The organism is Olsenella sp. SW781 (assembly GCF_012027725.1).
In the GTDB taxonomy this organism is placed as follows: Bacteria; Actinomycetota; Coriobacteriia; order Coriobacteriales; family Atopobiaceae; genus Thermophilibacter.
Genome location: NZ_SJOU01000010.1, coordinates 1 through 21,876 on the forward strand (window position 1 = coordinate 1; position 21,876 = coordinate 21,876).

General features: G+C 65.1%; 21 protein-coding genes. 7 read left to right on the plus strand and 14 right to left on the minus strand.

The window, feature by feature from the left end:
- Positions 1 to 255 (plus strand): hypothetical protein (locus E0L17_RS10930; protein ID WP_206109050.1); only part of this gene is annotated, 255 nt, incomplete at its 5' end.
- A 42-nt stretch (positions 256 to 297) separates the two neighbouring features.
- Positions 298 to 528, plus strand: a complete 231-nt coding sequence (locus E0L17_RS06965) for an FmdB family zinc ribbon protein (RefSeq protein ID WP_167930539.1) — start codon at positions 298 to 300, stop codon at positions 526 to 528.
- Positions 529 to 909: 381 nt separating this feature from the next.
- Here the strand turns inward: E0L17_RS06965 and E0L17_RS06970 are convergent, their stop codons facing one another.
- The 4 genes from E0L17_RS06970 to E0L17_RS06985 all read right to left on the minus strand — a co-directional run bounded on the left by E0L17_RS06970 (position 910) and on the right by E0L17_RS06985 (position 6,212).
- The gene (locus E0L17_RS06970) at positions 910 to 2,793 is read right to left on the minus strand and encodes an ABC transporter ATP-binding protein (protein WP_167930540.1); all 1,884 of its coding nucleotides are present in this window, start codon (positions 2,791 to 2,793) and stop codon (positions 910 to 912) included.
- Positions 2,786 to 4,579 carry an ABC transporter ATP-binding protein gene (locus E0L17_RS06975; RefSeq protein WP_353652960.1) on the minus strand — a complete coding sequence of 598 codons (1,794 nt, stop codon included), beginning with the start codon at positions 4,577 to 4,579 and terminating at the stop codon, positions 2,786 to 2,788. Before E0L17_RS06975 ends, E0L17_RS06970 begins: the two co-directional genes overlap by 8 nt.
- Positions 4,576 to 5,046 (minus strand): MarR family winged helix-turn-helix transcriptional regulator, encoded by a 471-nt coding sequence (locus E0L17_RS06980; RefSeq protein WP_167930541.1) that lies wholly within the window; start codon positions 5,044 to 5,046, stop codon positions 4,576 to 4,578. Before E0L17_RS06980 ends, E0L17_RS06975 begins: the two co-directional genes overlap by 4 nt.
- Positions 5,047 to 5,258: 212 nt before the next feature.
- Positions 5,259 to 6,212: a hypothetical protein gene (locus E0L17_RS06985; RefSeq protein WP_167930542.1), complete on the minus strand. Its 954-nt coding sequence runs from the start codon at positions 6,210 to 6,212 to the stop codon at positions 5,259 to 5,261.
- Positions 6,213 to 6,353: 141 nt separating this feature from the next.
- Here E0L17_RS06985 and E0L17_RS06990 point away from each other — a divergent pair, with 141 nt between their 5' ends.
- Together E0L17_RS06990 and E0L17_RS06995 are read left to right on the plus strand one after the other, a co-directional pair.
- Entirely contained in the window at positions 6,354 to 7,301 is a 948-nt protein-coding gene (locus E0L17_RS06990; protein ID WP_167930543.1) for a hypothetical protein, read from the plus strand.
- Between the two features lie 26 nt (positions 7,302 to 7,327).
- Entirely contained in the window at positions 7,328 to 7,612 is a 285-nt protein-coding gene (locus E0L17_RS06995; protein WP_167930544.1) for a glycosyltransferase family 2 protein, read from the plus strand.
- A gap of 190 nt (positions 7,613 to 7,802) precedes the next feature.
- Here E0L17_RS06995 and E0L17_RS11265 read toward each other — a convergent pair whose 3' ends face one another.
- The 8 genes from E0L17_RS11265 to E0L17_RS07030 form a co-directional block, all read right to left on the minus strand.
- A complete protein-coding gene (locus E0L17_RS11265) occupies positions 7,803 to 8,060 on the minus strand; it encodes a hypothetical protein (protein ID WP_353652963.1) in 258 nt (85 codons plus the stop codon).
- 403 nt (positions 8,061 to 8,463) lie between these two features.
- Positions 8,464 to 10,164, minus strand: a complete 1,701-nt coding sequence (locus E0L17_RS07000; protein ID WP_286163363.1) for an InlB B-repeat-containing protein — start codon at positions 10,162 to 10,164, stop codon at positions 8,464 to 8,466.
- A gap of 623 nt (positions 10,165 to 10,787) precedes the next feature.
- Positions 10,788 to 12,482: a class I adenylate-forming enzyme family protein gene (locus E0L17_RS07005; RefSeq protein WP_206109051.1), complete on the minus strand. Its 1,695-nt coding sequence runs from the start codon at positions 12,480 to 12,482 to the stop codon at positions 10,788 to 10,790.
- Positions 12,483 to 12,891: 409 nt separating this feature from the next.
- A complete protein-coding gene (locus E0L17_RS07010) occupies positions 12,892 to 14,025 on the minus strand; it encodes an InlB B-repeat-containing protein (RefSeq protein ID WP_167930547.1) in 1,134 nt (377 codons plus the stop codon).
- A gap of 660 nt (positions 14,026 to 14,685) precedes the next feature.
- A complete protein-coding gene (locus E0L17_RS07015) occupies positions 14,686 to 15,126 on the minus strand; it encodes a type II toxin-antitoxin system Phd/YefM family antitoxin (RefSeq protein ID WP_167930548.1) in 441 nt (146 codons plus the stop codon).
- A gap of 505 nt (positions 15,127 to 15,631) precedes the next feature.
- Positions 15,632 to 16,387 carry a hypothetical protein gene (locus E0L17_RS10935; RefSeq protein ID WP_206109052.1) on the minus strand — a complete coding sequence of 252 codons (756 nt, stop codon included), beginning with the start codon at positions 16,385 to 16,387 and terminating at the stop codon, positions 15,632 to 15,634.
- 108 nt (positions 16,388 to 16,495) lie between these two features.
- The gene (istB, locus tag E0L17_RS07025) at positions 16,496 to 17,239 is read right to left on the minus strand and encodes an IS21-like element helper ATPase IstB (protein WP_286163356.1); all 744 of its coding nucleotides are present in this window, start codon (positions 17,237 to 17,239) and stop codon (positions 16,496 to 16,498) included.
- 5 nt (positions 17,240 to 17,244) lie between these two features.
- Positions 17,245 to 17,937, minus strand: a complete 693-nt coding sequence (locus E0L17_RS07030) for a hypothetical protein (protein ID WP_167930549.1) — start codon at positions 17,935 to 17,937, stop codon at positions 17,245 to 17,247.
- Positions 17,938 to 18,642: 705 nt separating this feature from the next.
- Here E0L17_RS07030 and istA point away from each other — a divergent pair.
- From istA to E0L17_RS07045, 3 genes are all read left to right on the plus strand, one after another.
- Positions 18,643 to 19,797, plus strand: coding sequence for an IS21 family transposase (gene istA, locus E0L17_RS07035; protein WP_167930550.1), 1,155 nt, complete (start codon positions 18,643 to 18,645; stop codon positions 19,795 to 19,797).
- Between the two features lie 171 nt (positions 19,798 to 19,968).
- Positions 19,969 to 20,154: a hypothetical protein gene (locus tag E0L17_RS07040; protein WP_167930551.1), complete on the plus strand. Its 186-nt coding sequence runs from the start codon at positions 19,969 to 19,971 to the stop codon at positions 20,152 to 20,154.
- Positions 20,155 to 20,336: 182 nt separating this feature from the next.
- Positions 20,337 to 20,888: an ATP-binding protein gene (locus E0L17_RS07045; RefSeq protein WP_167930552.1), complete on the plus strand. Its 552-nt coding sequence runs from the start codon at positions 20,337 to 20,339 to the stop codon at positions 20,886 to 20,888.
- Positions 20,889 to 20,954: 66 nt separating this feature from the next.
- On the opposite strand, the gene E0L17_RS07050 is transcribed toward E0L17_RS07045, so the two are convergent.
- Both E0L17_RS07050 and E0L17_RS07055 read right to left on the minus strand, forming a co-directional pair.
- Positions 20,955 to 21,173, minus strand: a complete 219-nt coding sequence (locus tag E0L17_RS07050; RefSeq protein ID WP_167930553.1) for a helix-turn-helix domain-containing protein — start codon at positions 21,171 to 21,173, stop codon at positions 20,955 to 20,957.
- A 172-nt stretch (positions 21,174 to 21,345) separates the two neighbouring features.
- The gene (locus E0L17_RS07055) at positions 21,346 to 21,690 is read right to left on the minus strand and encodes an IS1/IS1595 family N-terminal zinc-binding domain-containing protein (RefSeq protein ID WP_167930554.1); all 345 of its coding nucleotides are present in this window, start codon (positions 21,688 to 21,690) and stop codon (positions 21,346 to 21,348) included.
- Positions 21,691 to 21,876 lie beyond the last annotated feature (186 nt).

A 21,876-nucleotide genomic window follows, 5' to 3' on the forward strand; every position in this document is an offset into this window, starting at 1 on the left:
GCGTTTTTCGGACTGAAAGGCGGATTTGAACGCCGCCATCCCCTTCTCGCGCGGCAAATTGCCTGTTGGCATCTTCTGCGCCACCTCATCAGGCGGGAAAATAGCTTCCCACTATCCGCCCGATTGCAGGGAGGAACGACGATTCTTCGCACTATCCGCCTGATTGCAGGCCACGCTGCCCCGGGGGCGGATCCCGATTGCGCGGAGCGCGTGTACGGCCAAAACGTCGGGCATGCGAGCTGCGAGTTTGGGTAAAGTATCATGCGTTTGGACATCTGGAGCTTCACGGAGGAAACCATGGCACGCTATGACTATCACTGCCCTGAGTGCGGCGCGACGTTCGAGGTAGAGCACCCGATGAGCGCTCACCCCAAGGTCAGCTGCCCCAGCTGCGGCCACGAGGCCGAGCGCGTCTTCGACCCCTCCGGGATCGTCTTCAAGGGCTCGGGCTTCTACAACACCGACCAGCGCAACAAGGGCGGCGCCCCCAAGAACGAGAAGTGCGAGAGCTGCGGGGCATGCGACTAGCCTCATCCGATAACGCGAGAAGCGACGAGCGCGACCGTCCCGGCGGTCGCGCTCGTCGTTTGTCGGGCGCTCAGCCTCGGGCACGCGTCGCCCGCCGAGCGACCTGCGCAATCTGGCGTCACGCTGAAGATGCAGGATGAGGAGGGGGCGTCACTAGCCTCGCGCTGGCGTTTTGGGGGTCGTGGCAGCCAGGCGGCGCCCGGCGTTGGCGTTTTGGGGGTCGTGGCAATCTCCGTCGGACGCCAACAGGTCGTTCTTCCCGATACGTTGCGACTCCGGGGGTTATGGCAGGCCGATTTCTGCCATAACCCCCAGTTCCGTGACGCCAGGAGCCGTCTGGCTGCCATAACCCCGAATCCGACGACGCGCAGACTCCGCCCGCTACGCGAACTGCGACCGGTACAGCTCCGCGTACGCCCCGCCCGCGGCGAGCAGCTCCGCATGCGTGCCCTGCTCGATGATGGTGCCCTTCTCCATCACGAGGATGAGGTCGGCGTCCACGATCGTGGAGAGCCGGTGCGCGATCACGAAGCTCGTGCGGTTCTCCATGATGGCCTCCATCGCGCGAACGATGGCCTGCTCGGTGCGGGTGTCCACGCTCGAGGTCGCCTCGTCGAGGATGAGGATCGCAGGGTCGGTGAGCATGGCGCGCGCAATGGTGAGCAGCTGCCGCTGGCCCTGGGAGATGTTCTCCGCGTCGTTGGAGAGCATCGTGTCGTAGCCGTGCGGGAGCGTGCGCACGAAGAAGTCCACGTGCGCGGCGCGAGCGGCCGCCTCGACCTCCTCGCGCGAGGCCCCGGGCTTGCCGTAGGCGATGTTCTCTGCGATCGTGCCCTCGAAGAGCCACGCGTCCTGCAGCACCATGCCAAACTGGCGGCGCAGCTCCGCGCGCGTGAGGTCGCGGGTGTCCACGCCGTCGAGCGTGATGCGGCCGCCGTCCACCTCGTAGAAGCGCATGAGCAGGTTGATGAGGGTCGTCTTGCCCGCGCCCGTGGCGCCGACGATGGCGACCTTCTGCCCGGGCTCGGCCACGAGCGAGACGTCGCGCATGAGCGGGCGGTCCGGCGCGTAGCCAAAGCGCACGTGCTCGAAGGCAACGCGGCCCTCCACGGCCTCGGGAAGCTCGGCGGGCGCGGCCGGGTCGGGCACGACCTCGTCCTCGTCCAGGAACGCGAACACGCGCTCGGCGGCTGCAAGGGCGCCCTGGAGCATGTTCACCGTGAGGGCGAGCTGCGTGAAGGGCTCGGACGCCTGCATGACGTACTGGAAGAACGCCTGGAAGACGCCAACGGAGATCTGCCCCATCACGAGCATGCCGCCGGCGAGAAGGCCGATGGTCACCTGGCAGAGGCGCATGAGGAGGCGGATGGCGGGCGCGATGGCGTTGGTCACGAAGTCGGCGTCGCCCGAGGTCTCGGCGAGGCGCTCGGCGGCCTCTGCCACCTCCGCTAGGCTCGCGTCCTCGCGCCCGAAGGCCTTGATGACGGCGCGGCCCGAGTACGCCTCCTCCACGCGCCCGGTGAGGTCGCCGAGGGCGGCCTGGCGGGCGGCGGCGAGCTTCAGGGTGCGCGCGGTCACGAGCTTGGTCGCCACGCTCGCCATGATGCCGAAGACCACGAACACGCCCGTGAGCATGAGGTCGTAGGTCGCCATGAGGATGACGGCGCCGCCGACCATGCACACGGCGATGAGCAGCTGGAGCAGCCCGCGCTGCAGCACCTCGGAGACCTTGTCGAGGTCGTTGGTGGCGCGGCTGATGGTGTCGCCCGGCTGGTGCGCGTCGTAGTATGCGAGCGGCAGGCGCGAGAGCTTCTCGCCGATTCGGCGGCGCAGGCCGAGGTTCAGCCGCTCCGCGAAGCTCGCCATGACGAGCACCTGCGCCGTGTAGGCCGCCCACGAGGCCGTCCAGATGCCGAGGAACGTGAGGATCTGAAGCGCGCCGTTCTCGAGCGTCACCACGAAGGGCGCCCCGGTCTCGAAGGTGGACTGGATGTTGTTCCAGAGCAGGTCGATGAGCCCCGCGCTGTAGGCGGTGGCGCCGAGGGACCCCGCCACGTAGAGCACGGAGCACGCCGCGGCCACGACGAGGCGCCAGCGCTGCCCGCGCGCGGCGTCCCAGAGGCGCCGCGCGGTCCCGAGCGCGTCCTCGGGCACCTCGAGCTCCTCCTCGGGGACGTCCGGCGCCGCGGCTCGCCCGGAGGGGGCCTCCCCCCTCTCGAGCTCGGCAAGCTCGTCGAGCTCGACGTTCTTCTCGCTGCTAGGCATGGGCGTCCTCCCCCCTGGACTGGGACTCTGCGATGGCACGGTACGTGGGGCAGCCGGCCATGAGCTCGTCGTGGGTCCCCAGGCCCACGACCTCGCCGTCCTTGAGGACGACGATCTGGTCGGCGTCGTGGATGGTGCTCACGCGCTGGGCGATGATGAGCGTCGCCGCGCCGGCGAGCTCGCCCGCGAGCGCGCGGCGCAGGGCGGCGTCGGTCTTGTAGTCGAGCGCGGAGAACGAGTCGTCGAAGACGTAGAGGTCGGCCTTGCGCACGAGCGCACGGGCGATGGCGAGGCGCTGGCGCTGGCCGCCGGAGAAGTTGGTGCCGCCCTGCGCCACGCGCGTCCCCAGCCCCTCAGGGAGCTCGCGCACGAAGCCCGCCTGCGCCACGTCGAGCGCGTGCCAGAGCCGCTCATTGGTCGCGCCGGCGTCGCCGTGGCGCAGGTTCTCCGCCACGGTGCCCGAGAAGAGCCACGCCTTCTGCGGCACGTAGGCGATGCGGCGGCGCAGCTCGTCCTGCGAGAGCCGGCGCACGTCGGCGCCCTCGAAGGCGAGGCTGCCCCCCGTGACGTCGTTGAAGCGCAGCAGGAGCTTGGCCACCGTGGACTTGCCCGAGCCCGTGTTGCCGATGATGGCCGTGGTCTGGCCGCGGCGCAGCGTGAACGAGATGTCGTGCAGGGTGTCCTCGTCGGCGTCGGAGAAGCGCAGGCTCGCGTGGTCGAAGCGCGCGACCTCGTCCCCGCCGGCGCCCTCCCCCGCCGCGGCCGCAAGCCGCGCCGGGGCGTCGTCGTCCTCGATCTCGGGCTCGCGGGAGAGCACCTCGGCGGCGCGCGTGAGGCACGCCAGGGCGCGCGGCACCTGGAGGATGGCGAACTGCGCCATCATGAGGAACATCATGATGAGCATCGCATACTCCACGAGCGCGCTGATCGAGCCGATCTGCATGGCGTGGGCGCCCACGCGGTCCGCGCCGACCCACATAATCGCGGCCTCGACGGCGTTCATGAGGAAGAACGTGATGGAGTCCGTGAGCGCGAAGACGAAGTTCACGCGGATGGCGTTGGTGGCGAAGTCCTCGAACGTCTCGCCGAGGCGGCCGCGCTCGCGGGCCTCCTTGCCGAAGGCGCGGATCACGCGCACGCCGGTGATGGACTCGCGCAGGCGGGTGTTCATGTTGTCGATGAAGCCCTGGAGGCGCGTGAAGATGGGCGCGGACTTCGCCACGGCGAGCGCGCAGATGCCGATCACCACGAGCGTCACGGCCAGGAGCACCCAGCCCATGACCGCGTCCGTGGAGAACGCGAGCGCCACCGCGATCACGCACGCGAGCGGCACCGGGAAGATCATGAGGATGGACATGAGCAGCGTCTGCTGCACCACGTTGGCGTCCGAGAGCGTGCGCGTGATCATGGAGCCGGTGCCGAAGGCGTTGAAGTCCGACCCCGAGAACGCGAGCGACGCGTCATAGACCCGCGTCCGCAGGTCGCGCCCCACCTTGGCGCACAGACGCGAGGCGAGAAAGACGGTGGTGAGGTAGCCGCCCGACCCCACGAGGGCGGCGATGAGCATGGCCACGCCGTGCCCCATGAGGGCCGACATGTCGCGCGTGTTGACGGCGACGTTCACCATGGCGGAGAGCTGCGTCGGGATGAAGAGCATCCCCGTCATGTCGCAGATCGCCGCCGCGAAGATGGCGGCGAGAAGCCCCTTGTACGGCGAGACGAGGCTCAGCAGAAGCCGCGCGGAGGTGCGCTTGCTGTAGTCCCGCCCCTTCTGTCTCTTGCTCACTCGGTTGCTCCCCTCTCCCTCAGTCTGGTGAGCTCGTCGTCTATGGCGCGCGCGTAGGCGTCGGCCAGGCGCAGGAACTCGGCGCGCTCCTCGGGAAGGAGCGTGCCGAACGCGCGGTCCTCGGCCTCGATGGCGGGCACGATGCGCTCGTCCGCGAAGGCGCGGCCCTCCGGCGTGAGCGACACCACCTTGGAGCGTCGGTCTCCCTCGGACGAGGCCAGCTCCACGAGCCCTCGCGCCTCGAGCGTCTTGAGCGCGGAGTTGACCGTCTGCCGCGAGTACGAGAACTCCTCGGCGATGCGCGCCTGCGTGGCGCTGCCGCCCGAGACCTCGACCGCATAGAGAATCCAGTACGCGGTCTCTGAGAGCCCGCAGCCACGCGCGAGCTCGTAGTAGACCTTGTCGGTCTTCTGGTAGAGGACGTCGAGCTGACGCGCGCTCGTGACCTCGGGTTCGTTTGTCTCCATTGCCCCGCCCCGTCGTGCTCCCCCACGTGCGGAAGGCAAGGTTAGTCCGATTTCGGACGGTTGTCAAGCGGGGCGTCGGCGCCCGCATTAACGCGCACTCGTGCACGCCTCCGGGTCGCCCAACAGGGCAAATGCCGAGAAGGACGTGCGCGAGTGCGCGTTAATCACGCGGTTTGGAACGCAGGGCAAAGCGACCCCTCCGCGATATCTCGCTACAGACGCTCCAGAGGTTCAACCACCTTGATGACCTTCGTCTTCGTCATCCGGCAACGATGCTCGAAGCTCAGACAGAACGCCTCCGGGTCCATAATGTCATCAAGGGCTGCCGTAAACCCTTCCCTATCAAACAAGATGGACAGGACACATTCCCTGACAGCGTCTTCATTGGTCCGATATCCGGAGACGGCGACACAGACAATCGCGGGGCTCAGGTCAAACATCCCGTGTGCGAGATATGCAAGAAGGGCAAAGAGATACCGAGCGTACTCCTCGCGGAGCGCCCGCTGCGTCTTGGGCCGTACCCGGCGCTTTCCGCTCTTCGTTAGCTCTACGGTAGTCTGTGGAAGCTCGTCCGGAGCCGGTAACTCGACTTCCGCCACCATCCGACCCTCATCCTCGTAATAGACACACCTCAAGATAAACGGAAGTGGTGTGGGACACTCCGAGGAGAGCCTCTCGACGCCCTCCCTGACAGCGTGCGCATCTCCTGCAAGCACTTCGCGAATCCGCTCGCGCCTGCGCTCGCACTTCTCCTCGGCCGCGGCATCCCGCTCCTCGGCGATGCGGCCCTCACGCGCGTCAAAGGCATCCCTCTCCCGCTCCCAAGCCGCAACTAATTCCGCATAGCGCTCCTTGACGCGATTCCTTACATACTCATCCCTCATCTGCCAGGTCTTCCAGAACGCACGGGGCCTCACCTTTTCGTCCGCCTCGCGGGAAAGCACCTCCTGTACCTCGCTCAGGGTGGGACGAGGCGCCTCAAACACCCTGCGTTCATAGAACTGCGGCCTAAGCGAGTCCATCTCCGCCTCAAGTGACTCCGCAGCGCGGAATGGCCGAACGCCCCTCCAGAGACGAAGCATTACTCCCACTGGATCGTCCGTATGTGTGCCGGGAAACGACTGCTCCTCCAAATCCCACGCTGCAAGCTGGCCAATGTCCACCATCTTCGTCCCCTCTCGAGACCGCCAGCCGAACGAACGCTCAACGGCAAGGACCCTCATCCTGTCCTGAGTATACTGACAGGAAGCTAGCACGTTGCTGCCCCGACGAACGGTCCCGGCAGGCGTCAGGAATGGAGCGCCCCCATGACCGAGAAGCACGGCAAGACCCCTTCTGACGAGCCCTCAGAGGAGGAGTTTGCCCAGGTGGGATACGTCCCGCCCAAGGGGAAGCGCTTCGAGCTGCCGTTCTGGCTCGCCGTCGCGTCGTGCGTTCTCGCACTTGCCGCACGCACGCTCCCCTGGGCGGGAGTGGCGCTCGGCATCCTCGCGCTTTTCGCGCTCGCATTCTTCAAGGTGCCGCGACCGTATGTGAGGGCCCCGCACGCCACCGTCGCTCTCAGCGCGCTCGGTATTCTCGTCTGTGCCGCGCTTTCGACGTACATCCCTCCTCAACCGGGCGTCATCAGGGTCTCCGTTGACGCGCCGGCCTGGCGGCAGGAATACGAGGCCGTCACCATCAGCGTCGATGACACCACGGAGTCAGGCGACGAGGTGAGCGACTCGCTGGAGGTTGTCCCCGGAACGACGAGCACCCTGGATGACTACCAAGCCGGCACCTACTCGTTCACCGTGGAGGAAGCCTCGCTTGAGCGGGGCGAGGAGCTCTTCGAGCCAACAGAGCCCCGCACCACCTGCACCCTCGAGCTCGAGAAGGACGTCGACGTTGCCATCGAACTTGCCCTTGTCCCCCAGAACGGGACGCTTGGGCTCATCGTCAGCGCCGACAACTGGGATGCGACATACGGGTCGATTCCCGTCACGGTGTCGGGAACTACGGAAGACGGCAAGGCCGTCAACGAGACGATTCCGGCCACACCCGGCACCTCGTACTCCCTCAGCGGCTACGAGGCGGGCACCTACTCCTTCTCTGTCGACAAGAACGTCCTCACCCAGGGCGAGACCATCTTCTCCGCAAGCAGCGAGACCCGGACGTTCACCAAGCGCGAGGACATGCTCGTGACGGTGTACGTCTCCGTTGACGAGGAGGCGACGCAGGCCCTCGCGGAGCAGCGCGCAGAGCGGCCTGCATGATGACGTCACGTTCCTCATTTGACCTCGTGGGAGGCTTCGACGAGGAGCTTGCGGTGGCATACAATGACATCGACTACTGCTTCAGGCTTCGGGAGAAGGACCTGCTGATTGTCTATAGCCCTCTCGTTACGCTCTATCACTACGAATCTCTCAGCAGGGGCTTTGACGAGGACCCTGCAGGCAGGGCACGCTATCTCAAAGAGAAGGCAACACTTACCGCTCGGTGGGCAGAAAGGTTCTCACGCGCCGATCCCTACTATACCCCTAACCTGAGACCCGGACTACCTGAGAGCTGCTACTACGCGTTCTAACTAAAAATAAATAAAACGCCAAAGCAAAAGAAGCCGAGCAATCATTTCCGGTCGCTCGGCTTTGACGGGGTGCTCCGAAGCAGCTCGGCTACAAAGGGCCCTCAACCGACTAATAGCAGTTTTTCATGGCCGACTCTTGCCCGCAGACTGGACATCAGTAATGGAGGCGGAATATATCGTAGTAGAACGTTTAGGCTAGGGGCAGTTCCTCGTTGAGTGCCAGACCTCTCCGCCGGGAGTCCAATGGACAACGGGGGGTCTGCGAATCGTCAGGTTGCTGGGAGCCGCCCGATCGCCAGCCCACGCCTTCGTAGCTCCAGCCTGCAGCGACAAGTGAGTCACACTCAAGCTTACTCGTGATGTAGTGATGGTCCCCACCCGGCACAAAGGGATTATAGAGACGATAGACGGGCTCACCTGAGGTCGGGGCAACCCAACCGACCCCCAGACCTAGGCGTAGAAATCAGGCTGCCGTGCTCTACGACGCTTGACGTATAGAAGTGCTCACACGTGCAGGGGTACGGAGTCGATACGTGTCTTGAAAGACAGCCCGTTCGGCCGCAAGAAGCATAATGGTTGCGCCCGGCACAATCGCTGGCAGCCAGATTACACCCCAATAGCCCAAAATATGCGGCGCATACACGAACGATATGGCTACAAGAAGTGATAGGCGACCAAACTTGAGTAACGGTTTCTAGGGAGGGACCGCTGCCCCCTATTTATTCTTCCCCTCTGCCAGGTCAATCAACCCTCGGTCTGTAAAGGACGCGTGGGATCGGCGGGCAAATCCGTCAACCCCACGCGCCCTCAATTCAAGATCGAATCAACAGCAACCCGAGTGATAATCACCCCTACCCAATGCCGTACCAGGCCACGCCCTCGTCCTTCCAGCCCACCGACACAAGGTGATCACGCTCGTCGGCCGAGAGAGTATAGTGGTGCGTACCAGTCGAAGCGTTAGGGTTGTAAAGGCGGTACAGCTCCACCGCGCCCTCAACCGTGTTCTCCCCCCTCTCGTCGGAGGCCGAATACCAGCCTACGCCCTCGTACTTCCAGCCCACCGACACGAGGTGGTCACGCTCGTCGGCCGAGAGAGTATAGTGGTGATCCCCACCCTCGACGTAGGGGTTGTAGAGGCGGTAGACCTCAGCACCCGACGAGGGTGCGACCCAGCCCTTGCCCTCGTCCTTCCAGCCCACCGAAACGAGCGAGTCGCGCTCGTCCGTCGAGGAGGTGTAGAAGTGCTCGCCAGTGTAGGGGTTGTAGAGGCGGTACATAGCGACAGTCCGATTCCACTTGGCGTAGAGCGTCATGTCGCCCTCGACGGGGGCCGCGAAGTCGTAGGCCACGGTGCAGGCCTCATCGGTGTACCAGCCGGCGAAGTCGTAGCCCTCGCGGACGGGGTCGGCGGGCTTGGCAACGGGCTCGCCGTAGTCGACCGTCGAGACGACGTCCTCGTTGCCATCAATGCCGTCGTCGAAAGTGACGGAGAACTGCTTGGCATCCCACTTGGCGTAGAGCGTCATGTCGCCCATGACGGGCTCGGTGAAGTCGTACTCTTCGGTGCACTTAGGGTCGGTGTACCAGCCCGCAATCACGTTCCCCTCATTATCGTCGTAGGTCATCGGGTCGGCATAGTCGCCGAAATAGACCTCGGCGGTCTGGTCTTCCACACCCTCGAGCTGGAAGTCATAGGTCACAACGGGAGTCTGCTTGAACTTGACGTAGAGCGTGGTGTCCTCTCTTACGCTGCCCCAGCTCGTGAACTTACTTCCCGAGTAGTCGGGGGTGGTATAGAAGCCGTCGAACTCATAGTCCTCAGGAATCTCGACGTCAAGGTGCTTGAACGCTGCAGTCTTGTTAAGCAGTTTTGTCTGCTCATCAGGGCTGAGGTCGAGATCAACCGTGACAGTGTAGAAGGGCTCCTTAGACTCAGGGCTCAGGTAATACGTGACCGTCGGATCCTTCGTCCAGCCAGCGTAAACGTCAGTATCAGCCTCTACGGCATTGAAGTTGTAACGCTGTGTGCACTCTTTGTCAGAGTACCAGGCCTCGAACTTGTAACCGTCGCGCGCAGGAGGATCGTCCGGCCGCGGATGCGTTTTGCCGTGCCCTACGGTTTCGACAAGATACGGCTTCGCGTCAGTCATATCGTCGTAGGACGTCTCGTTCCAATACGTTACCGTGTGCTCGCTCTCGCCCCATTTGGCGTAGAGCACTAGGTCCTGATCGATGCCCGTGTTGAAGTAGTACTCGTCGGTGAATTCGGGGTCCGTGTACCAGCCATAGATGGTCTCGCCTTGGGTGACGCGGTAGCCAGTCGGCCTGCTCACTCGCTTGCCAGCCTCATAGGTCTCGACCTTATCATCGTTAAGGCCGTTACCGAATATAAAAGTGACCGTATACGTTTCTGCATCTTCAGCCTCGACGCCTACCCCAGCGTTTCCGTCCGCGGCAAGTGCGGTTGCTACCGGAGCAGCGACCGGGCTCAGCGCAAGCATAGCGGCAAGGCTCACGCTCGCCGCCAGCTTTCCTTTGCTCCTAAAAACCATCTCCAAAGTCCCTTCTCCTAGTCAGCCAAATTCGGCATAGGCCATTACGAAATCAGTCTATGCACGAATTATAGGATGCATATATCATAACTCTGACGATGTTAGTTGAGCAACTTTGAAGTAGGTTAGCATAGCGTTACTGTTGGTCTGCCTCGGATCGTGCCTAGGCGTCAGCGTTTGCGAAGGGGGCGTGAGCGGGACACTCCCGTCCCTTCCTTCGGATTTTACCCTAGCATCACCTGCAGGAAGACGGGCCTCGCGCGCTTCTCGTTCCGGAGGGTACCACGGCGCGGCGCGCGGGACCTCCCGGGCATGTTCGAAGCCCGAGTGGACCCGACTCCCGGCCATCGCGTCCTCGCCCGCCGTCAATCAGGCACTAAGCAACGACGCCATGCGCGCCGTGCACATGTGCTGCCTCTCAGCCTCGGCCTCCATGGCGTCCATGGAGGCCGGGCCGCGACCCCGTAGACTTTGGCGGACCGCATCGCTGATATCAAAGCGTTGTCCGAAGCCTAGTGGAAGGCAGAGAGGCGTGGGCGTATCAGAACGGGCCGCACGCCCGCCCAAGAGGAGCAGAGCGTGCGGCCCGACAGACCAGTCAGGAAACGGATAAGTAAGATGGCCTAGCATCTTTCGTTAAGAGCGTCCATCTCATCGGTCTTCTGGGTCTTCTCGGCCAGAATCTTCTGTGAAAGACCGATACGATTAGTCTTGTAGTGGAAGAAGGGGCGGGCGTTCAGCTGGCGAATCTCGACGGGCTGCATGTACTCCTCGGGCAGACAGTCGCGCACAGGCTTCTCTATGTCAGCGAGGGTGTAGCCGTCCTTGAGCACCACGAAAAGATAGGGCAGGAAGTGGCGCGTGTGCTCCACGTCAGGGACCAGCACGAAGAATTCGTCGTCGATGCCTGGGATGTTGGCGTCCGCCACGATGTTTTCAAGCGGGAGAGTTGCGAGGTCGCCACCGCCAAAGCGCGTTGCCTTGCCGCGCGTCTGCACGTAGATGACGCCGTCTTCATTCATCCAGCCAATGTCGCCGGTATGTAGCCAGGTCCGACCATCGGCATGCTTCTGCAGCGCCTTTGTGGTGGCCTTGGGATTGTCGTATCCCAGCATGAGGCCGGGTCCGGCGATGCAAATCTCTCCCATCTGGTTGTAGGTCAGCTCGTTTTGGGTCCCCGGCTCAAACACGCTGACGGTGTTAAATAGCATGGGGATGCCAACGTTGCCGTTGCCCATGGGGTGGGGCGCCATCGGCAGGGAGACGTTGGAGCCCGCCTCGCTGCTGCCGTAGCCGGTGGTAAAGCGGATGTGGCAGTTGTGGTCCTCGAGGAACTTCTGCGCGCGGTGCATCTGATTGTTGTTGTAGGACTCGGAACCGGCGCCCGCTGCCGTGAGGTGAGAGAGGTCGTAGTCGTCAGGCACGCGACCATTGCGCATAACGGTCTCGATGAACATCGGGATGATGGGCCAGCTGTTGGGCTTGTTGCGCATCAGCTCAAGATCGACGTCCTCCACGGCACAGTACGGGTCGAGAATGAGGAGCTTGTTGGATGCGAGCGGCATCAGCACCATGGCAACCACCACGGCGACAAGCGTAGGCGGCAGGCACGTGACCATCCAGGTGGGGCGCTGATCGGTGGAGCCAGCGTAGAAGTTCATCTGCGCAATGACCGAGAGCATGGTGCGCGCGGAATGAATAACCTGCTTGGAGGGGCCGGTAGATCCGCTGGTGTAGGCGCGGAAAAGCGGGCGATCGATGTCGGTGGGAGCGTAGACCTCACCGATATAGCTGTTGCCGAGGGCAAGGAACTCGTCCCAGGTCAAGGTCTTTGAGCCGTGGGCCTTCTCGGCGGGATAGTGACGGTCAAGATTGGCCCGGACGTAATCGGGCATGTCATCGCGGCTGCAGGAGTTGCACGCGTCGAGGAGCACAACGCGCTCCACGTCCGTATCGGCAAGGAAGCGACCGAGCTCGTCCTGTGAGAGCCAGTCCTGGGCAAACATTGCCTTGGCGCCGGAGTTGCGCACTGCCTCAACGTTCTCGCGCAGGGTATTGTCGCGGCTCAGCAGCGAGGCGCCAATCTTCTCGGCGGCGAGCAGGAGGTAGATGAACTCGGGGACGTTGGCGAGGAACACAGGAATCTGGTCCCCCTCACCAAATCCAAGGCTGCGCAGCGCGCGTGCAGCCTGATCCGCTTGGCCAAAGACCGCGCTCCAGCGAATGCGGGTACCATAGAAGTCGATGGCGTCCACGTCGTCCCCCGGGCAGCTGGCGTGGAGATACTCCTCCACCGTGCATTCGGGTAGACGTATCATCTTCTGAAGTGCTTCCGGGTAATATTTCAGCCAAGGACGATCAACGCTCGGCCTTCCCGTCATCGAGTCTACCGTGTTCATCACGCATGCTCCTTTGTCCTTCTTGGTTTACAGATATGCCAAAAAAGGGCTCTTCAGCGTTTTTGGTGGGTGTCACATCCCGAGGCGAGTCACTCGAGAAGCAGTTCTGCGTGCCCCCGGGTTCCGTCCGAGAGAGTCCAATCGAGCTCTGAGGCAGCCTCCTTTTTCTCATCGCATGAGCAGGCTGTGCAGAAGGCCTCCGCCATCGCGCGGGCTCGCGCCGCGAGCAAAGTGCGATGGCGGAGGCCTGTCGCTTCCACGAAGCTCTCAGGGTGCTTAATTCACGCGCATTCTGTCGCCCTGAGCAAGTGGGCCCTTCTCGTACGACTTAGCTCCGGCGCCTAAGAAGCGCACCAACGCCAGCCGCGGTGACGCCGAGCGCAGCAATGCCCGAAACGGCAACCGTAGCGTCACCGGTCTCCGGGAGTGCGTCGTCCCCAGAGTCGGCCTTGTCATCGGATGTCGCACCGGAAGTCTGGGCGCCGCCGTTCGGGTCTTCGGAGTCATCGCCGGGATTCTCCGGGTTAGCGCCGGAATCATCCGGATTCGTGTCCGGATCCTCGGGAACGATGACAGGATCATCGGGATCGATCGAAGGATCCTCGACCTCAACCCACTTGGCGTAGAGCGTGATGTCGCTCGTCACGGCAGAGGAGAAGTCATAGGGCGTGAGGCACGCCGGCTCGGTGTACCAGCCCTCGAAGGAGTAGCCCTCGCGCGTCGGATCAACCTCCGGCTCGGCAACGGCGTCCCCGTCCTCAACCTCGACCACGAGGTTCTCCGTCTCGTCGATTTGGTCATCAAAGGTAACCATATGTGTCTCGATCACGGGATCGGATGCCGAAGGCTCGTACACCGCCTCGATAACGATGTACGGACTGACCTCAAGCCCCATGAGCTGGTCCGCGGAGACGGGAGCGCCACCGCAAACGGACCAGCCGACAAAGTCATACCCCTCGAACACGACGGGATCGGGCACCTCGGATATGGTCATCTTGCCATCGACGATGGGACCCTCGACGTCCTGCATCGTTGAGGCGCCGCTCTCGGGGTCAGTGCACTGGAAGGTGATGAAACCCTGCTGCTGTTCCGGCTCCTGGTCATCGCCACAGCCTGGCCCAAACCCATCCCAGTAGGGCGCGCCACAGAGGTCGCAGATACCCCATGGGAAGACCAGATCAACGTACAGATGCGAATTCTCCCAGTTGCCGTAATGCCAGCCGAGGGCCGACTTGTCCTCCGGGCTACCTGCATCCTGCACTGACACAGGACTCGAGGCAGTGTTGCCCTCTTCAGCATATGCCGAGGTAATCGGCAGAGCAACGGGGCTCAGCGCAACCGCTATCGCGAGCCCAGCGGTTACCGCGAGAGTCCCTCCAGTTCTTCTCTTCATGTATGTATCGCTCTCCTCTTTGTCCCATCTTGCCCAAAGCAAGCCGCTGTTGCGGATGGCGTTTATCATAACTCTGTCGCAATTAGTTGCGCAACATTTTTGTTTTTAGTCACAATTAAGGAGCCGGATGGTACAGGAGCATATCCCGTCGTTTCCTCAAAAATGCCCCCACTACACCATCATATATTTAGTCGGACTGCTAAGCCGCAGACAACCGCAATGAATCGGTTGCTGCGTACTGGGCAGAACTTAATTACTCAATGGGCATATTTCGCTCACGGGATCCTACGCCAGGAAGCGGGGCGTCCCTCGTCATGTTAAGGGTATCAGCTTCTTCAAAGCACCGCCTACCTCAGGAAAGCTCGCTTAAGTGCTGCAGGCGATGACCGAGCACGTCACTGTTGACGAGCTCGAGCTCGCAGGCGGCAATCCAATGATGAATGCAGGGATATGCAACTCCCCATCAGCTTGCGCGCAGCTGTATCCCCCATCTCGAGCTTCAAGTGCGAAACGCCACGAGACAAGGCGGAGGCTCGATAGAACAGAAGGATGATGGCAAGCGGCACGACAAAGGGCGATGCTGTCGCACCCGTCCATCGCAAGCCCACCAGCGAAAACAGCCTGAGAGGACACAGCGCGAGTACGACAAACGATGAGACGACGGGCGCATACCCACCCCACAGCACGAGAAGCGCACCGGGCCTTCCTTCACCTCTCACACGAGGGCCTTCAAGAAAGGGCGACATCGAGCAGAGCGACAAACCCCTCTTCAAACTGGTCGAGAAAGCTCTCGGCGGCTTGGGGGTTACCGAGCGCCTGTGCCATGCACCTCGCGGCATCAACCACATCGCCGCGAGTGGAGGGAAGAACCTCGACCCTATACACGGCCAGATTCCACAGTCGCAGCCCTCGCGACAGCCGAACGGGCTTCCGAGAGAACCTCGTCGAGAGAGAGAAGCGTTGGGTGATTGCCGCCTCACGCTCCGTCTCGCGCAGCGCCACGAGGACCTCCGAGTGGAAGCTCAACTCCTCAAAGGACTCCGTGCTCGTGACAACCATATCATCGCAGCCGTTGCGTGTGAGGATAGCGGGGCGACCGCTCTCGTGCACGTCCTCAGAAATCTCCACAAACTTGTTTCTCAGGTCACTCACCGGACGAACGGACTGCACGCCGGCTCCTCTCTGGCGGTTTCTATCATAAATTATGATAGAAACCGCCAGCCTAATCGCAGCAGCGCGCCCGCGTCCCATCCGATGCCGTAGCAGAGCACGCCCTCGTCGCGTCAGCCGGCTGCCACAAGACCATCCCGCTCGACCTTGCTCGCGGTGTAGCTGTGGGGGCTCCAGCCTCGGCGACGAGGTGGCACTGGCGCCAGAGGGGCACGGCGCTCGACGCCGAAAAGACCGCCAAGCCTTCTTGCCCGGCAGCCTAGACTCTCAAAATCTCATTCTTCTCGGCTATATGCGCTGCACCAGTACAGGAGTCCTCAGTAACAGACGAATAATCGAATACATGACCGTTCTAGCATTGGCTTTGCCTGCATAGACCACCCCTGCAAATGACATGGGGAAGCTCGTCATGGCAGGAGTTCCTAAGGACAATGTCCGGCCCACACTTGCCGCCATCGTAATCATGCAAGTCAAGAAAGAACCTGTTCCGAGCGTGGGCACGCCCCTACGGCGCGGTATACCCCCAGATGTTCCTGCCAAGACTCCCGCTCAGCGTGCAGTCGGCAAATGCAACGAGCTTGCCGTCCTGGTAGAACGCAATTGGCCTCAGCATTATGTCAGCACCTTCCCAGTAATACGGGGTGCCAATCCGATATGTGATGGACGGAAGGTCGGGAACCCCCAGCTGTACGCGAGCCCTTTCCGCAAATTCCTCGTCCGTTATCCCGTGGCCCTCACGCGCACCGCGCCAGCCGATTCCCTCATCGCGCCAGCCCGCAGAAAGCAAGTGGGCTCTCTCGGCACTGGACGTCGTGTAATTGTGAGTGCCCGTGACCGCATAGGGGTTGTACTGGCGGTAAAGGGGAACACCCTCCTCACCCAAAACTGAGTACCAGCCAACACCTTCATCACGCCAGCCGTGAGCGACGAGACTGGTGCGCTCCACAGAGGAGAGCGTGTAGTGGTGGTCTCCGCCGGAGACCCATGGGTTATACAAATGGTAGACGGGAGCCCCCGACCTCGGCGCGTACCAACCGACCCCCTCGTACTCCCATCCACGCATCTCGAGGCTGTCCGCCTCTTCCACGCTCGCCGTGTAGAAATGCTCGCCCGTATAGCGGTTGTAGAGACGCCGCATCGTAACGCCATCCTCCGCTGCCAACACACGTGCCGGAACAAGGAGAGCACCGAAGAGAGCCGCTATCGCAACGAACGCACGGATAGCCGCTCCGGACTTCTTCTCCCTGAATCCAGTCCTCATCACGATGGCCCCACCCTACGCAACGTTACCTTTACCCCATTTTCATGTGTTCCGTCAAGCCATTTTGAGCCAACCGCGTCACGAAGACCTGAGCCGCATCGTCATCCGCTATGAGCCATCGCCGTCCCCACGCATGAGTGCGTGCCTCACGCGATAGGACTGCCCCCTGAACCGGAGCAGCCTGCCGTGGCGCGCCACGCGGTCGATCACGGCCGCCGCCATCTGCTCGTCGCCGAACGTCTGGCCCCAGCGGGAGAACTCGAGGTTGGTCGTAATCACCGCCGACTGCCTCTCGTAACCCTCCGAGATCACCTGGAACAGGAGCCGCGCGCCGTCGGCGTCGAGCGGCAGGAACCCGAGCTCGTCGATTACCAGCATCCGCGCGCGTCCCAGCTGTGAGAGCTCCCTGTCCAGCCTCCCCTCGTCCCTCGCGCGCCTCAGCCTGAGCACGAGCGACGAGGCGGTGAAGAAGCGCGCCTCCCAGCCCCTCGCGCAGCACATTGCCGCCAGCGCGCACGCTAGGTGCGTCTTCCCCGTGCCGACGTCGCCCATCAGCACGAGGTCCTCGCAGGGGCCGACGAAGGAGAGCTCCCCCGGGTCGGCGCGCCCGAAGCCCTCCGGCCACGACACCGACGACCAGTCGTAGCCGTCGAGCGACTTCGCCTGCGGCAGGGCGCAGCGCCCGGGCAGCTGCGCGCGCTTCGACGCGTCGCGCGAGGCCCCCTCAGCCTCGAGGTAGCCGAGCAGGCACTCCCTCTGCCTCGGGGTCCCGGAGGCGGCCCACTCGGCAAGGACCGACTTGGCGGGCGAGCAGCGGGCGCCCGCCGCCACCATCCCCTCGACCCCGGCCAACGCCGTCACCTCCTCGCCGCCAGGCCGTCGCAGGCCGCCAGGCCACCGCCGGCGACGGGCTCCGCCCCGGGGGCGCGGCGGGCGAGGAGGTCCACTCCGGCGGCATCGGGGACCCTGCCGGCCTCGAAGATGCCGGCCGCCGCCCGCGCAGCGGCCTCGAAGCCGCTCGACTCCGCGGCGCGCCGGAGCGCGCGGAGCACCTGACGGCGATCCTCCGGCCCGCACCTGTCGAGGCCCTCGCGGAGCGCCGGGGGCACCGCCGACCTGAGCTGCGACTGCTCCCACGACCTCGGGCGGGCGGCCACGGCGGGCATGGGCGTCGCGGGGCCGAGGACGGTCGCCCCTCCGCCCGACCACGACCTCGGCAGGGTCGCGGCGGATCTGCCCCGCTCGTCCATGATCTCGACGGTCTCGGCCCTGAGGCCGACGAGCATCCACCTCCCGTGCCAATGGGGGCCGGCGCAGCAGGGGGTGCCGTCGACCTCGACCCTGCCCTCCCGGTCCGCGCGCCTCCTCTCCCAGCGCACGCAGTCGAACCTCGCGCCCGGCAGGGGCAGGAGCGCGGCGGCGTCCCCGGCGAGCAGCCGCCGGACCGGGACCCCCTCGCGGTAGTGCTCGCGGCCGGGCGGCGCGTCGCAGCCGGCGAGCAGGCGCGCGTCGGGCGCCCGGAGGTCCGGGGCCTCGGGGACCGGCACCATCAGGTTGCGCCTCAGGAACCCGACCGCGTTCCCCGCCGACCCCTTCTCGTGCCCGGAGCGGGGGGTTGCAGAAGCGGACCGCGAGGCCGTGGTGCTGCCGGAAGGCGGCGAACAGGGAGCTCTCCCGGACCACCCCAGCCAGCCGCCGCCCCGCCTCCGTGGCGTTGTCGAGGACGAGCACCGGGGGCACGCCCCCGATGTGCTCGAACACGGCGAGCATCGACTCGCAGAGGCACTCCGACCGCTCGGACATCGAGCAGCTCGCCCAGCGGGCGTTTGAGTGCGGGAGAGAGAGATGACGAGCTCGTGAGCGCGCTCCTCGACGCCGCCGATGAGCGCGGGCGCGACGCCGTAGTCCCCCTGGGCGGAGCCGGGGGGCCACGAGAGCCCCGGGAACCCCTCCGACGCGGCCGGCGCGCGGGACTCCTTCCACTCCCTGACGGAGCGCTCCACGGTAGAGAGCGAGCCGCGGAAGCCCTCCTCGCCAACCAAGCGGTCGAACACCCTGCGGGCGGTGTGACGCTGCTTCGGCGGCGCGGTGTGTTTGATAGCCTCGAAGTTGCGGGTTTGAGCGTCGGAAAGTTTCGGGTCTGAGCACGAAATTCTTTCGGCTTTGAGCATGGGCACGCCGACCATCCGCAATCGGCCCAACAATGTCGCTGCTTCCGTTTACGACGTGAGGAGGGCCAGAGAGGAATGATCGGCGTGGACAAGATAGAGGACATGCGCAAGAGGGCCAGGGGCGGCGAGCCAATCGCCTCGATCGCGAGGGCGGTCGGAGCGTCGGAGCCGACGGTCAGGAAGTACGCCAGGATGGAGGACCTGTCGCCCGAGCCCCCGAGGCGGCGCGAGCCCGAGAGCGAGGTCCTCGCGCCATACGAGGAGACGATCGACTCCTGGCTCGACGACGACTGCAGGAACTGGCGCAAGCAGCGCCACACGGCGACGAGGGTCTACGTGAGGCTCCGCGACGAGGAGGGCTACACGGGCAGCTACTCCACCGTGCAGCGCTACGTCAAGCGCCGCCGCGAGGAGATGGCCCGCGAGCGCGACCGCAGGGACGCCGAGGGGTTCCTGACGCTGAGGTGGCTGCCCGGCGAGGTCCAGGTTGACTTCGGCGAGGCGGACTTCAGGGTCCGCGGCGTGGTCACCAGGGGCGAGTACCTGACGGTCACCTTCCCGCACTCCAACGTCGGGCTCACCCAGGTCTTCTGGGGCGAGACGGCCGAGTGCGTCTGCCAGGGGCTCCGCAACGTCTTCGAGTTCGTCGGCGGCGTGCCCAGGAGGGCAGTCTTCGACAACGCCACCGAGGTCGGCAGGCGCGTCGGCGGGGAGGTGAGGACGTCCGAGCTCTTCCGCCGCTTCGCGGCTCACCACGGGCTCGACTACACCCTCGCCAACCCCTACTCGGGCAACGAGAAGGGCAGCGTCGAGAACAAGGTCGGCTGCCACAGGAGGAACCTCTTCGTCCCCGTCCCGTCGTTCCACGACGTCCGCGCGTTCAACCGCAGGCTGCTCGAAGACTGCCTCGACCTGAGCGAGGGCAAGCGCCGCCACGGGCTCGGCACGCCCGAGTCCGAGCTGTTCGGAGAGGACAGGGAGGCGCTCTCGCCGCTGCCGCCGGCGGCGTTCTCGTGCGTGAGGTGGGAGACCAGGAGGTGCAACAAGCAGGGCACGATCACGGTCGGCGGGGCGCACCGCTACTCGGCCGGCCCCGCCTACGCGCGCCGCGAGGTCGCCGTCGCGCTCGGCGCCTTCGACGTCGCGGTCTGCGACTGCGAGACCGGGGAGGTCGTCGCCGCCTACGAGCGCGAGTGGGACAGGCCCCGACCGACAGCTCGGACCCGACGCTGCGGCTGAGGCTCCTGTGCATGAGGCCCGCCGGGTGGAGGGACTCGAGCGTGAGGGCGTCGCTGCCCGCCGAGCTCGTCGCCTTCCTCGACTCCGAGGCGCCCGCCGAGCTCGCCGCCGACCCCGGGGCGCCGCGCGCGAGGGCGCGGAGCGCGGGTGGGGCGCCGCCGCGGGGGGGGCGTGTCGAGCTCGCTCGCGGCGACCGGAGGCGTCGACCGCGCCTCGGTCGCCCTCTCGGCCGCCAGGGCCGCCTCGGGGGACGGGCGAGTCGAGTACGACGAGGAGGTCGACCTGGGCGTCTACGACAGGGCGCTGAGGCTGCTCGAGGGAGGCGGGCGGCATGCCGCGGACGAGCTCGGAGCGTGAGGCCGCCCAGGCTGCCTTCCGCGGGGCCGCGAGGGCCCTCTTCATATCCGGTGACACGATCGGCGCCTTCCTCGCCTCCGCGACGCCGGGCCAGGCGGCCGCGCGCGGCGACGCCCGCGTCGGGGGCCTCCCGCCACGACGGGGCGAGGCGGGCGCGCCTGCTCAGGCAGGCGAGGTTCCCCGTGCCCAAGTCGGCCGGGGGCCTCGGCCGGCCCGACGTCGCGTTCCCCGACGGCTGGGGCCGCGACGAGATGCTCTCGCTGGCGTTCGTGCGCGACGCGGAGGACCTGGTCTCCTGCGGCCAGACGGGGCGCGGCAAGACCCACATGGCCACCGCCCTCGGAATCGCCGCGACCTCGGCGGGCTACCCCGCGGGGTTCTGGCTGGCCGCGCGGCCGGTGCCGCGGCTCGGCAAGGCCAAGCGGGAGGGGACGCCCGGCCGGCTGCTCGCCGACGTGGCCAGGGCGAGGCTCCTGGTCCCGGGCGAGTTCGGCCACGTGCCCTTTGACGCGGGCGGGGCGGGGCCCCGTGCCGGGCCGTGTCGGACGGCCGCGAGAGGGGGCGTGACATCCGCCGCCGGCGTCGGGTCCGGCAGGTGGGGCACGGTCTTCGCGGACGACAGGCTCGCGGCGGCCATCGTCGACCGCGTGGTGCACCACGGCAGGCTCGTGGAGTTCGGCGGACCCAGCCACAGGCTCGAGGAGTCCCTCATGCTGGGAAAGTCGGGAAGGTAGAGACGGCGGCGCGCCCGTGACGAAACTCGAAAAAGTTGCGCGCCAGAACCCGAAAGAAATCTGTGCTCAAAACCGAAAGTCAGGCTTAACTAAACACAGCGCGGCGAGATCGGAGGCGAGCCACCCGCGGACGAGGTCCGCGTACGGCTCCATGGTGGGGCTCTCCCGGGCGCGCTTGACCGGCGGCTCCGGCGAGAGCGACGCGGACGCGTACTTCGCGACCGTGTTCCTGCTGACGCCGAGGGCGGAGGCGATCTTCCTCTGCGAGCAGCCGCGAATCGCCATCTCTCTGATACATTCTTGTGTTGACTTGGGCATCGTCATCCTCTCGTCGTCCTCCTCGTCCGTGGTTTGGGGAAACCTACGGCGAGGAATCTACTAGAGCTTGGCGGTGCCCGGCCCCTTGTCGGGCACCGCCTCGGCAGGCGGCTCAGTTTTGGTGACGTTGGTGGCTCAGCTATTCGTGACGGAGCGGCTCAAATCCAATTGAAGCAAAACACCCCTCGAAGATCGTCCCGGTCATCGGGGTGAACGAGCGCCGGCAGGAGCGGCAGAGCCACCGCCGGACCCCGCGCGCGTCGTGGCCGTCGCGCACGACGTCGGGGGAGCCGCAGCGCGGGCACGCGTCGCGCCCGTAGGCGTTGAAGAACGCGGCCTCGCCCTCGAGCGGGGCGTGACGCGCGTCGTAGGCCTCGCGGTGGGCCCGGGCCACGAGCGCCTGGGCGGGCGTCAGGTCCGAGTCCGGGAGGCCGTCCCACGGCGTCGCCGACGCCGAGGGCATCCTCATCCTCTTCGCACACATGGTGGTGGTCCTCGGCGCCCCGCGGGATGCCGCGCCCTGGACCACCACGTCGCGAGACCGCGGCACCCCGCGGGACGTTCTCGCGGGTGTGCTATGTCAGCATGGGATTATAGGCGCGACGGCGCGGGGAGACGCCGGCATCACCACTGTGCAAAAGAGCATTGTCCGCCGAATTTGTAAATCTAG